We start from the raw sequence: 12625 nt of genomic DNA, 5'->3' as shown, positions 1-12625 counted from the left end.
TTTAAATTTCTTGTTCGGATAACTGACGTACAGCACTGGCGCTCTCACATTCTAGTGCGCGTTTTGCAAGCATCTGAGCTTGGCTGTAGTTAAGTGTACGAATTTGAGCTTTCACCAAAGGAATACTGTTCGGTGACATACTAAGCTCATCTACACCTAATCCCATAAGGATTGGTACAGCTTTTGGATCGGCTGCCAGTTCTCCGCATATACCTACCCATTTGCCATGTTTGTGCGCAGCTTTTACAGTGTGATCAATCAATTGCAAAATACTTGGGTGGAGGCCGTCTGCTTCAGCCGAGAGGATAGGGTGACCACGGTCAATCGCTAAAGTATATTGAGTTAAGTCATTTGTTCCTATACTGAAAAAGTCTACTTCTTGAGCAAGAATAGGCGCAAGTAAAGCAGCGGAAGGAACTTCAATCATAATACCAACTTGTAAGTTGGCACATGGATGTACAGCTTTAACTTCATCCAGAATGGCTTTGGCAGCACGCCATTCTTCCACACGGCCAATCATTGGGAACATGATTCGTAAAGGGCGATTATCTGCGGCTTTAAGCAAAGCGATAAGTTGTTGACGTAACAGCTCTGGCTGTCTGAGTGTCAAACGAATACCTCTTAGACCTAAAAATGGATTTTCTTCTTCAGCAATTGGAAGGTAAGGAAGTGGCTTATCACCACCTACATCAAGAGTACGTACTACAAGTGGGCGACCAGCAAGGGCATCTAAAACAACCCGATAATCTGCTTCTTGAGTAGCTTCACTTGGAGCACTACTATGAGCCATAAAAACAAGTTCGGTTCTAAGTAAGCCAATTGCTTCGGCACCACATTCTACTGCGTGAGCGGTAGCTTGAACTTTTCCTAAATTGGCAGCAATTTCGATCTGGTGTTGATCTAGAGTAATTGCAGGTTCTTGGCTGTGGCGTTCTGCTTCTTCGCGGATTTTCTGTTGAAGTTCACGTTCCTGTTTTGCATATTCGATTTGCTGAGTATTCGGATTTAAGATAAAAGTTCCCGTATCCCCATTAATTAAAAGAGAACTCTTTTGTTCAATATCTAGTACTTGGTCACCAGCACCAACAATTGCAGGGATCCCTAAAGCACGAGCAACAATAGCGCTATGGGCACTTGCACCACCTACAGCTGTCAAAATACCTGCTACACGATCTTTATTAAGACGAGCTACATCACTTGGCCCCACATCATACATGATCAGGATATAAGGCTCTTTGGGTTCTTCGATGATAACTTCACCACAGAGTTGAGCTAAAACTCGATCGCCAATATCACGTAAGTCTGTAGCACGCTCAGCCAGTAAGCGGTCCGGTAAAGCTGCTTGCTCTTTAGCAGCGGCTTCAATGTGTTCATGCCAAGCAGCAGGAGCCGAAAGATTTAAGTTAATCTTTTGATAAACACCATTAATAAGATCTGGATCGTCAAGCATTTCTAAATGTGCTTGGAAGATTTGCTTAATTTCAGTAACTTCAGATTTTGCAATCACTTGATGAATATTGTTTTTAACTGCATGAAGTGCAATATCCAGTTTTTCTTTTTCTGCTTTAACACTTAAACCCATGCGTTCATATTGATAAACCTTAGGTTTAATGACATGTACAGGTCCAAAAGCTAGACCACTAGAAGCTGGAATACCTGTATTTGTACTCAATGTTTTTGGCAGTGGGGTTACTGTTTGAGATGATTGAGCTTCTTGGGTATCAGGAGATTGAATTGGTTCAACTTCCTCTCCTAAACCTTCTTGCACGGCCTGAATAACTTTATCTAAAGCGTCAACAGCATCTGTTTCTGGCTCGGCAATAAAACGTAAAGTCTGACCACGGTTACATCCCAAAGCCAAGAGGCGCGTCAAACTTTTAGCAGAAACAAAATTACCTTCGTCCACTGCGACTTGAATATCACCTTGGAAACTTTTAGTTAAATTCACCAAGTGAGTCGCTGGTCGCGCATGTAATCCATGGGCATTGGCTAATACAACCGAACGATGAGGCCAATCTGGAATAACATCTGCACCAATAATTTTAGCAATTTCATTTGGTGCCTGTGTTTGATCTAGCTGTGCGACTTGCTCGGGATTAAATAAAATATCAATCAGTCGATTAAATCGTTGGTTATCTAACTGCTCATTGGCAGCAATACAAACTAGCGTATTTAGTTTTTGTCCACCGATATCTAAAGTTTTACGTGGTTTTACAATACTAATTGCGGGTTGTTGAACAAATTTATTGCTAGAAATAGACCAGATCTGGTCTTGTAGCTGGATAACTTGATCCGGATCAAGTGAGCTTAAAAAACCACATTTTACGAAATTATGTTTTTTGAGAATTTGAGAAGCTGACCATAACAAATCTTCAATATCTTGAGATTCAATGTCAGTTTGAATTAAATTTTCGTGCAAAGTTAAAGATAGGGGTTGAGCTTGCAAGAGTTCAATAATTTGTTCAGGTTGTGTCGCATTTTTTACCTGTTCACTTACATCTTGCATTAAAGCTCGAGTTAATATTTGTAGTACTTGTAAATGCTCATCAGATTTTGCTGCAATAACAACAGCCAAATAAATTGTGTTTTCCCCATCCCATATTATTCCTTCTGGGAAGTGAGCTAACCGAATACCTGTTTCTAAAATAAATTCACGAGATTGAGGAGTCCCATGTGGAATTGCAATTCCTTGACCTAAATAGGTGGCGCTTTGCTGTTCGCGATTGATGAGTCCTGTTAGATATTCAGGCGTAACTAACCCATCTTTTACTAATATATCTACTAGACACTGTAATGCATGCTTTTTATCAACAGCATGTTGATTCATATGAATATGTCGAGGCTCGAGTGCTAGCATACTTATCCTTGAACAATTTCTTTGGTTTAGCTAAAACAGAAAAAAAGAAGCTGTTTGTATTAAAATAGGTTAGTTTAACCGTTTTTAAACAACAGCTTCAGATAAATTACCATAGCAGAAGTTTAAGGCTATATCGACGTATTTACGTAAAAAACGCTTATTTAAAATACAAAGCAATTAATACTTATTATATTTTAATTTCTTATAGTAACTATAAATTTAATAAAGTAATTTTATAAAAAGGGGACTGCTAATAATAAAAAAAACCTCTACACCGGATTACGGGCATAGAGGCAAAAAGTAAATGATAGAATTTAAAATTATTGTTGAATTTCTTGCTCTAAAACTGACCACAGCTTTTGATGTGACTTCTTAAACATTAACATGTGTCCGATTGATTTATAGCCCAGTTTTATAGGGTCTAGTTCTAGCATTTTAGTAGATGCATTAGGATATAAACTTAATAAATCTGCAACATTGTGTTGAGTGGCAATTTCATCGTCACTTGCCCAAATAGAAGTAATAGGGCAATTAATTTCAGTATGAAAGTCATGAAAAATAGTTTTACCAATAGCATTTTTCACATAACCTGAATTGCTACAAAATTCTCTCCACTGTTGTGCGACTTTTTTAGGTAAGTTTTCACCCATTCCAATAAATTGAGTAGCACCATAACCCTTTAAAGTACTAGAAATTGGAAAGATAAGGTTAAACATAACAGGGGCCAGAAACTTAGTTTTACCTTTAAGTCCTTTTACATGGCCAGTAGAACCTGCTACCGCAACAACTTTTGCTACTTTATGAAAATTAGGCACGATTCCCAACAGTTGCCCACCCGCACTATGGCCAAGAAGAGTAACTTGTTCTGCTCGGGTTTTTTCTAATAAAGCATCAATTGCACAAGGAATATCAAGCGTTCCCCAATCATTAATACTTGCATCGCTTTGCTTTAGAGGCCCATGCAATGAGTCCCCAATTCCTCGGAAATCAAAGCTTAATACGTCATAACCTTGTTGGCTTAACCATATAGCAAAAGGATGATAAAAATTTTTAGTGATACCTGTGGCTGGACAAATCAAAACAGGATTTGCCGACTTTTTTGATTGAGCTGGATAAAATTGTGCAGCAAGTTGATAACCATCTTCACAGGTCATCCAAAATGATTCAAAGGTGTTATCCATAATATTACGTAATAATTGGCTTATTAATAACTTTAATTTACATGAGTTCCAAAATGATACTTGATTAAAATGTGACTATAAAGTCAAGATTTATGCTATACAGCTCATTAAATTTTAATAAAACGAATAATTGGAAAAAAGATGGATTTACCGAAAGCTGTACAGTTGGCTATTGTATTTAGTGGCATATTTCTATGGATTGGAATGTTTACAGGAGTGTGGAAATATTGGCAAATACGCCGTTCAGAATTACATCGTGCCCATTATTATGTTGACATCGCTCACCGCAGTAGCTTGCTTTATGCAGCTGCTAGCCTAATTCTTGCTGTATTAAGTTATTTTACTGTTTTAAATGAAAATATTACTTTGTGGTGTGTGCTGGCGAATGTCTTATTTTTTAGTTTTTCAATATTGGTTTATATCATACATGGATATTTACAGGACACGACAAATCAATTCAAAATTCCACATCAGTTAGGTAGATTTAATCTACCTTCGTGGTTAATGTCTTTAATGATGGTGGCATTGATTGTTACTGAATTGTTGGCTACAGCTATTTTAGTTATTGGAACAATTTTTTTATTTGTAGATGTATAAAAATGGATGATTACTCATCCATTTTTTAAGTATTCAAATTTTGTTGACTAAGACGTCTTTTAGCTAGTTTTCGCATCTTATGATCGACAAAGGCCCACAGACAAAATATGAAAGAAACCACCATCGCATACATAAAGTATTCGGGCTTCAGATTTCCTTTAATCATACCTTGAAACAGTAAAGTCAGCATAAGAGCAAGCGGTGTTACTCCATAAACAACTGAATCTTTGCTGTTCAGAGTGTTAATGAAGACTTGTTTGTTGAAATGTAATGATAACATCTCCATCCCTCCTTGTGGTTGCGCTAAAACCTAATGTTTTAGTCAAGAATAAGTTTTAAGTTTAATGTTGTACTGCTATTTTTAATTCAATTCAATAGCGAATAGAAAATTTTTTGAGCAGTTTTATAAAAAGTTCTATATTTATAAAAGGTTGAGGTATTAAAAAAGTAAATATTAAATATTTTTGTATGAAATACTTACTTTTTTAGAAAAGAGAAACTATTTAAGTGAAAAGTGTATTAATTTCTCTTTCCTATCACGTTATTTTAGCTATTTTGCTTTTTAAAAAAGGTATCAATTGCATGTTGGGCAATTTCTGCATCTTCAAAAGATTGAACACCAGATACACCGATAGCACCTAAAATTTCACCTTCATGAATAATCGGTTTCCCACCTTCTAGCATCCCTTGAGCACTAGGCATACTTAAAAAACCAAGACGACCACTTTGTAGAAGTTCTTCGTAAAATTTTGATGGTCTACCTGATATTGAAGAGCATTTTGCTTTTTCTAAGCATAGATGTGAACTTAAAGGAGAGGCGCCATCTAAACGTTTCATGAGTAATAGAGAGCTTGTTTCGTCAACAATCGCAATGCTGACTTTAAAGTTGTGTTCAATTGCATATTTTTGAGCTTCTTCCATTAAAAACTCTGCATCTGCTAATGTTAGGTAATATTTAGTTTTCATTGTTGCTCTTCTTTCCTGAGTAGCTAAAATTATTTTAGTGTAATTTTACAGTAAAAATTAATTATATCTATAGTTGATTTGTCATTAAAAACTAGTGTGGAAATAAAATGCTGGTTGGGTAAACACAGCATTCTATTCAATATATAAAATCATGTTTGGATAAAACTCGATTTCAAAAAAGTCACTAGATTAAATACTTTTGAATTTAACTTTGTCGATAATTACGGTAATTACAAGAACAACTAAAGATGGGATCAACCAAGCTAAGTTCTGTTCATTTAATGGTAAATGTTGAAGAAATTCAGGTAAATAATCACCAAAACCTGCAACTTTAAGGCCATCAATAATCCCGAAAATTAAAGCAATGCTTGTTACTGAACCAACAATAAAAGAAGGTTTGTGCCAAAATTTCCAAAAGAAGCTCAGCATAATCACCACAATTGCAGGTGGATAGATTGCACTTAAGACAGGCACTGAAATAGCAATCAGTTTAGTCAATCCAAGATTCGAAATAATGAAAGAGAAACCAACTAAAATAAATACTAAAAGCTTATATGGTAATTTGGTTAGCTGAGCAAAGTACTCACCACACGCACAAGTTAAGCCAATTGCTGTAACCATACATGCTAAAAAGATTAGTCCAGTTAAGAATAATGAACCCATATTTCCAAAAGCATGCTGTACATATGCATGTAAAATTACTGCGCCATTTGCTGCATTTGGTGCTACTTCATGGCTACCTAAACCTAATTTGAATAAGCTTAAATAGACTAAAGTAAGACCAACACCTGAAATGAGACTGGCAATAATTGCATATTTGGTGACTAACTTTTTATCAGTTACGCCGCGAGAATAAATCGCTTGAATAATAACGATACCAAATACGAGTGCACCTAAAGTGTCCATCGTGAGATAACCGTTTACGAAACCCTCTGAAACCGGAGATGCCACGTAATGGTTAATCGGAGCAGGTACGTAACCCGCAGGAATCATGACTGCTGCAATTCCTAAAATTGCTAAAGCAATAATTTTGAGCGGAGCAAGTACATGTCCAACTGTATCCAATAATTTGTTTGGATAAAGTGAAACTAAAGTTACAAATGAAAAGTAGATTGCGCTATAGATTAAAAGGCTACTACTTGATGTTCCAAAATAAGAGGAAAAACCAATTTCATAAGAAACAGTAGCTGTACGAGGAGTAGCAAATAGAGGGCCGACTGACAAATAACAAATAACTGTCAAAATCAGACTTGCTACTCGACCTAAGGGAGAACTAATAATTTCAATGGAACCCTGCATACGAGAGAGTGCCATGATGGTAATTACAGGTAAGCCGACAGCTGTAATTAAAAAGCCTAGTGCAGCTAACCATACATGCTCACCAGCTTGTTGAGCAACGATGGGAGGAAAGATAATATTGCCAGCCCCAATGAAAAGGGCAAAGGTCATAAAACCTAAGGCAATAATATCTCCGGTACGAAGATGTTGCATAAATTAAATTTAATAAAAAAAGAAGGAATTTTAGAGCAAAAGTAATCATGATCAAGCGCTAATTTATGTGAAAAAGCTTTTTTTCAGATGGTTAAAACCATATATAGTGTTATAAGCGTTTGTTTGGTTAAAGTATGTACTTGAAAAGCCATTAAAAGGAGAAAAGAACTTCTTTTTAAGTTCTGACTTTTTATAAAAAATATGTAAGAATAAAAAGATAAATTTTTATTGTGAATGCCGAATATTTAAGCATTTTAGACTTTTGGTCTGACTTATATTCATCCTAAAATATTTTGAATTACCTTAGGTTTTTGTAGGGAAGGGCATGTTTCTTGTCTGCGAGGATAGAATTGAATGAGAGCTTCTACTGTTACCATTAAAACTGAACAAGATCTGGAAAAATTAAGAGTTTCTGGACGCTTGGCGGCACAAGTTTTAGAAATGATAGAGGCCTATATTAAACCGGGCGTATCTACTGAGTATTTAGATAACCTCTGTAATGACTATATTGTAAATAATTTAAAAGTTATTCCTGCTAATGTGGGATATCACGGTTTTACAAAAACGATATGCACTTCAGTCAATGAAGTTGTTTGCCATGGGATCCCATCGCCGAATAAAATTTTAAAAGATGGCGATATTATTAATATTGATGTCGCAATTATTAAAGATGGTTATTTTGGCGATACGAGCCGCATGTATTTTGTGGGTAATGTAAATCCACAAGCGAAAAAATTAGTTGATACAACATATGAGGCCATGGTTGCAGGTATTCACACTGTTAAGCCAGGAGCTACATTAGGTGATATTGGTTATGCTATTCAGTCGGTTGCCCACCGAGAAGGCTATAGTATTGTTCGAGAATACTGTGGGCATGGGATTGGTAAGGTCTATCATGAACAACCTAATGTTTTGCATTATGGGCAGCGCGGGCAAGGCTTGGTTTTAAAGAAAGGGATGGTTTTTACCATTGAGCCAATGGTGAATGCAGGTAGACCGCAAGTAAAAGAGTTAAATGACGGATGGACAGTCATTACTCAAGATCATTCATTATCTGCTCAATGGGAACATATGGTTGCAGTAACAGACACTGGTTTTGAACTATTAACCCCATGGCCCGAAGGTGTGGGAAACTACCCTGCAATTTGAAAAATATAAAAAAAGTTCGATAAATTATCGAACTTTTTTATTTTAACGCTCAGAAAGATGTTCAACTAAATAATCAATGAATACTCGAACAGCGGGTAGTAACCCTCGGCGTGATGGATATACGGCGTGTAATATTCCATGAGGAGCTTTCCACTCTGGTAAGATTTGTAAAAGTTGTCCAGACTTCAAGAAATCTTCTGCTGCACTCTCTGGTAGTAATGCGATACCACAGTTTTGACTCGCTAATTGAGCTAACATGTGTATGTTTGTGCCCATTACAATAGGGCTAACTTTGACTTTCTTCTGTTGATTGTCAGGTCCATGCAAAATGAATTGTTGATCGAGATGCTCTTCAGACAAACTCAAAATGCGGTGTTCACTGAGTTGCTCTGGGTTTTTTATATCCCCAAACTCATTTAAATAGGCCTGACTTGCAAATAAACTTTGTTCTATAAGCGCGAACTGTCTAAGAACTAAACTTGGATCATCATCCAGTTTTGAGCGAACGCGTAAGGCAATATCAATCCCTTCATTAATGACGTCTACTCGACGGTTGCTGACCATGAGTTGCAAACGAATTTCTGGATATTTTTTTAAGAAAGCAGGTAGGATTTTAGGAAGTTGATTTTGAGCAATATCAACAGGCACACTAACTTTTACCACGCCTCTAGGTTGAATACTTAAATGATCAACCAAATCATGAGCAGCTTGTGCAGCGTTCATCATGACTTGAGCATGTCTATAAATATCCATCCCAATATCTGTAACAGCAAAATGACGAGAACTACGCTGGATTAAGCGAACCCCTAAGTTTTCTTCTAAGCTGTACACGCGGCGACTTAATTTTGATTTTGGTATATCCGTTACACGCTCAGCAGCACTAAAGCCGCCATGCTCAACAACAAGAGCAAAACAATAAAAATCATCAAGATCAGTGAGCATTAAAATATCCTATTTCTGCAACAACCATGATTTTACATTATTATTTTTGCAACGATAATTCTTATACTAAATTTTTTGTAAGCAGGAGATAAACTCAATATCTAACTAATAAAAATAGATTTTGAAATTATGTTGTCATTACATTGTAATTTTAATGTGGGTGTTTTAAAGAGGTTTCTAGGCTATATATGGAACTATTAATCAATTTCTTCTACACTATGTTTTTCTCAAATTTTCAAATCTAATGCCTTATCAATTGATAGAACTTAACGATGCCTCTACGAATATCGAGTGTCCATTTTGCAAACGAGCGATCATTGACTGGGCACAAGAACAATATGTTCAGCCATGTGAACATACTTTATTTATTGCTATGGACTTGGGCTTTGAATTTGTTGCAGATCGATTTGAAGAACGCATGAACCAGAATGTGGATGAGTTACACGAAGATCCAAATATGAATATTTTTGAAGCTCTAACGACAACAAGCTATGAAAATTTGATTGTTTTAAAATCTGACTTAGGTGTGGAAGGTTTATTTCGCTATGTGGGGGTAAGCGAATTTTAAAATTGAGCTTATAAAAAAGCCAATCAATTGATTGGCTTTTTTATTATTTACGCTTCTGGTGCAGCGCTATATTGTTCTACTAATGGTTTTAATTCGCCATTTTGGAACATTTCAAGCATGATATCGCTACCGCCAATCAGTTCGCCATTTACCCAAAGTTGCGGGAATGTAGGCCAATTCGCAATTGCTGGTAACATTGCACGAATATCAGGATTTTCCAAAATATTTACATATGCAAATGGACGACCAATTTGACTGAGCGCCTCTACTGCACGTGCAGAGAAACCACATTGTGGAAACTGTGGAGTGCCTTTCATGTAAAGTAAAACGGGATGCTTCGCAATTTGATCGCGGATTAACGCTTCAGTATCACGTGCTTGTTCAGTCATAAATAGATCCTCAACTAATCTAGCAGCATTATAGGGGGTGTTTATGTTGCTTTGCAAACCACCTGATTACTTAAAGTTGCATTGAATATTCAATATTTTATTGTATAAACCGAAGTGATAGTAAAAAGCGGACGAAATTTTAGATAAATGATTGATGAGACTTTTCATCAGAGCCAGTTTTTGCTTATATAAACCCTTCTTAAAACCTCATACAGACAGAGTTCGTTATGACTGATATTACCCTAGCTCCAATACAACCTGATCAACCATCACACTTAATGGCTACTTATGGTCGCCAATCGATCAGTTTTGTACGAGGCCGAGGGGCATATCTATATACTGAAGATGGTACAGAATATCTAGATGCTTTAACTGGTATTGCTGTATGTGGTTTAGGTCATGCACACCCAGTTATTGCGGAAGCAATTGCTGAACAAGCTGCAACACTTGTGCACACAAGTAATTTATTTGAAATTCCTTGGCAAACTGCAGCTGCTCAGAAACTTGCTGAAGTTTCAGGCATGGAAGAAATCTTCTTTTCAAATAGTGGTGCTGAGTCAAATGAAGGTGCAATTAAAATTGCTCGTAAATTTGGTACTCAACAAGGCGTACGTTTACCAAAGATTATTGTGGCAGAACAATCTTTTCATGGTCGTACTTTAGCAACACTTTCAGCAACAGGTAATAAGAAAGTACAAGATGGCTTTGCTCCTTTAACTAACGATTTTATTCGTGTGCCATTTGGTGATGTGGAAGCAATTCAAGAAGCAGCATTGCAGCATCCAGACATCGTGGCAATTTTGATTGAACCAATTCAAGGTGAAGGGGGTATTAATACTGCTCCTCAAGGCTTTAGCTATCTTGAAGAAGTGCGTAATATTTGTAATCAGCATAATTGGTTAATGATGCTAGATGAAATTCAAACAGGGAATGGCCGTACTGGTAAATATTTTGCATACCAGCATACCAATATTGTGCCTGATGTCTTGACGACTGCGAAAGGGCTTGGAAATGGTTTTCCGGTCGGAGCAGTAATGACACAAGGTAAAGCTGTTGGTTTATTAGGACCTGGTAGTCATGGCTCTACCTATGGCGGTACTGTATTAGGCTCTCGCGTGGTTTATACAGTAATTGATACAATCCAAAAAGAGAATGCTGTAGAAAATGCGGCAGTAGTAGGACGTTATATTGTTGATCAACTTCGTGCCCAGTTAGCTGACAAGAATGTTCAAGTGCGTGGTTTTGGTATGATGATTGGTATTCAATTGCCGAAAGACTGTGCTGAACTTGTTGCCATTGCGCGTGATCAATACAAGCTTATTATCAACGTTACAGCAGGTTCAGTCGTTCGCCTATTACCACCTATTAATATGACTCAAGCGCAGGCTGATGATTTGTTAGAGCGTTTAGTCGCTTTAATTAATAACTATCTTTAAGTATTAGTAATAAAAAAATGGGCATGTATATGCCCATTTTTTATTTCAAATTATTAACCAGAGATATACTGTTTTAACTGTTCAATGAGGTTCTTCTGATCTTCCATTGCTGCTTTTACCAAGTCACCAATAGAGATAAAACCAACTAATTTTTCATTGTCCAATACAGGTAAATGACGTAAATGGCGATCTGTCATTAACTGTAAACACTCTTCCACGGTGTTGTTCAGGCTTACAGTAAGTACTTTAGATGTCATAATTTCAGCGACTGTAGTGCTATATGAAGAACGCTCCATAAGTGTCACTTTTCGCGTGTAGTCACGTTCAGATAAAATTCCGACAACTTTTTCGCCATCAGCTACTACTAACGCACCAATTCCTTTATCAGCCATAATCTTAATCGCTTCAAGGACAGTGGCTTCTGGAGAAATTGTAAAAATATCTTGTTCTGATTTGTTTTTGATTACTTGTGCAACGATTGTCATTTCTTCTGTCCCGTGTTTTATCATTTTGTTTTAAATTAGCTTGATTTTATAAAAATGCAAAGACTTGATAGTCATTCAAATACAAGTTTTACAATCAAGCGTTCAAAAAGCATTCTAAATAGTGGCTAAGAACCTAAAGAATTTTTAGGCTTCTTGCCAGTGCGGTTGTTTAAAAAAGAAATGATGCATTTGCTGAGTAGATAATTTCAACTTTCGATGAGAGGAATTAAACAAAGCTGGCGTAACGTTGAGTCTGGTTAAGGTTGGCAATAAAGATTCGTGGAAATCTTTGGGAGTAATTCTTCTTGGTTTGTAATGTGGCCAATGTTCTTTCGCATAGCGGTGAGCTTGCAAGCCATTGAGCCAAAAAGGGAAAATAAAGTCTTCCTGATCTGATTTAATTGCCCATCCTTGATGAAATAATCCCCAAAGAACTCCGCAATACATCATGGTTCTTAAAATATAAATCTTAATCATCAAGTCTTTTGAAACCGGTTGTAGATTGCTTAAACTATTCATTGTCAATTTAATGGTTCTTAACTTGTCTTGCTTATTATAGAAAAA

The 12625-nt window shown here is 36.6% G+C and carries 13 protein-coding genes; 4 read left to right on the top strand and 9 right to left on the bottom strand.

Going from position 1 to position 12625, the window contains the following annotated elements:
* Position 1: 1 nt before the first annotated feature.
* Both ptsP and OD757_RS01110 read right to left on the bottom strand, forming a co-directional pair.
* On the bottom strand, positions 2–2857 hold the full coding sequence (gene ptsP, locus OD757_RS01115) for a phosphoenolpyruvate--protein phosphotransferase (RefSeq protein ID WP_263030577.1): 2856 nt from the start codon (positions 2855–2857) through the stop codon (positions 2–4).
* Positions 2858–3177: 320 nt separating this feature from the next.
* Positions 3178–4038 carry an alpha/beta fold hydrolase gene (locus OD757_RS01110; protein WP_263030576.1) on the bottom strand — a complete coding sequence of 287 codons (861 nt, stop codon included), beginning with the start codon at positions 4036–4038 and terminating at the stop codon, positions 3178–3180.
* A 141-nt stretch (positions 4039–4179) separates the two neighbouring features.
* On the opposite strand from OD757_RS01110, the gene OD757_RS01105 reads away from it, so the two are divergent.
* Positions 4180–4635 carry a hypothetical protein gene (locus tag OD757_RS01105; RefSeq protein ID WP_263030575.1) on the top strand — a complete coding sequence of 152 codons (456 nt, stop codon included), beginning with the start codon at positions 4180–4182 and terminating at the stop codon, positions 4633–4635.
* A 25-nt stretch (positions 4636–4660) separates the two neighbouring features.
* On the opposite strand, the gene OD757_RS01100 is transcribed toward OD757_RS01105, so the two are convergent.
* The 3 genes from OD757_RS01100 to brnQ form a co-directional block, all read right to left on the bottom strand.
* On the bottom strand, positions 4661–4915 hold the full coding sequence (locus OD757_RS01100; protein WP_034678891.1) for a hypothetical protein: 255 nt from the start codon (positions 4913–4915) through the stop codon (positions 4661–4663).
* A gap of 266 nt (positions 4916–5181) precedes the next feature.
* Entirely contained in the window at positions 5182–5601 is a 420-nt protein-coding gene (locus OD757_RS01095) for a GlcG/HbpS family heme-binding protein (protein ID WP_009392680.1), read from the bottom strand.
* A gap of 189 nt (positions 5602–5790) precedes the next feature.
* On the bottom strand, positions 5791–7092 hold the full coding sequence (gene brnQ / locus OD757_RS01090; RefSeq protein ID WP_009392598.1) for a branched-chain amino acid transport system II carrier protein: 1302 nt from the start codon (positions 7090–7092) through the stop codon (positions 5791–5793).
* A 354-nt stretch (positions 7093–7446) separates the two neighbouring features.
* On the opposite strand from brnQ, the gene map reads away from it, so the two are divergent.
* Positions 7447–8241, top strand: a complete 795-nt coding sequence (gene map / locus OD757_RS01085; RefSeq protein WP_009392682.1) for a type I methionyl aminopeptidase — start codon at positions 7447–7449, stop codon at positions 8239–8241.
* A gap of 42 nt (positions 8242–8283) precedes the next feature.
* Here the strand turns inward: map and OD757_RS01080 are convergent, their stop codons facing one another.
* Positions 8284–9183, bottom strand: a complete 900-nt coding sequence (locus tag OD757_RS01080) for a LysR family transcriptional regulator (protein WP_009392643.1) — start codon at positions 9181–9183, stop codon at positions 8284–8286.
* Between the two features lie 244 nt (positions 9184–9427).
* On the opposite strand from OD757_RS01080, the gene OD757_RS01075 reads away from it, so the two are divergent.
* Positions 9428–9751, top strand: coding sequence for a hypothetical protein (locus tag OD757_RS01075; protein WP_263030574.1), 324 nt, complete (start codon positions 9428–9430; stop codon positions 9749–9751).
* Between the two features lie 47 nt (positions 9752–9798).
* Here the strand turns inward: OD757_RS01075 and grxD are convergent, their stop codons facing one another.
* Positions 9799–10140: a Grx4 family monothiol glutaredoxin gene (gene grxD, locus OD757_RS01070; RefSeq protein WP_004791933.1), complete on the bottom strand. Its 342-nt coding sequence runs from the start codon at positions 10138–10140 to the stop codon at positions 9799–9801.
* 227 nt (positions 10141–10367) lie between these two features.
* On the opposite strand from grxD, the gene OD757_RS01065 reads away from it, so the two are divergent.
* Positions 10368–11576, top strand: coding sequence for an aspartate aminotransferase family protein (locus OD757_RS01065; RefSeq protein WP_263030573.1), 1209 nt, complete (start codon positions 10368–10370; stop codon positions 11574–11576).
* 53 nt (positions 11577–11629) lie between these two features.
* Here OD757_RS01065 and OD757_RS01060 read toward each other — a convergent pair whose 3' ends face one another.
* Together OD757_RS01060 and OD757_RS01055 are read right to left on the bottom strand one after the other, a co-directional pair.
* Entirely contained in the window at positions 11630–12061 is a 432-nt protein-coding gene (locus tag OD757_RS01060; protein ID WP_003652114.1) for a CBS domain-containing protein, read from the bottom strand.
* A 144-nt stretch (positions 12062–12205) separates the two neighbouring features.
* Positions 12206–12580 carry a DUF2750 domain-containing protein gene (locus OD757_RS01055; RefSeq protein ID WP_009392607.1) on the bottom strand — a complete coding sequence of 125 codons (375 nt, stop codon included), beginning with the start codon at positions 12578–12580 and terminating at the stop codon, positions 12206–12208.
* Positions 12581–12625: the final 45 nt, after the last annotated feature.

It is taken from the genome of Acinetobacter sp. AYS6, from assembly GCF_025630795.1.
Classification (GTDB): Bacteria; Pseudomonadota; Gammaproteobacteria; order Pseudomonadales; family Moraxellaceae; genus Acinetobacter.
The sequence above is the reverse complement of the archived record's forward strand: the minus strand, read 5'-3'. Positions and strand labels throughout refer to the sequence as shown.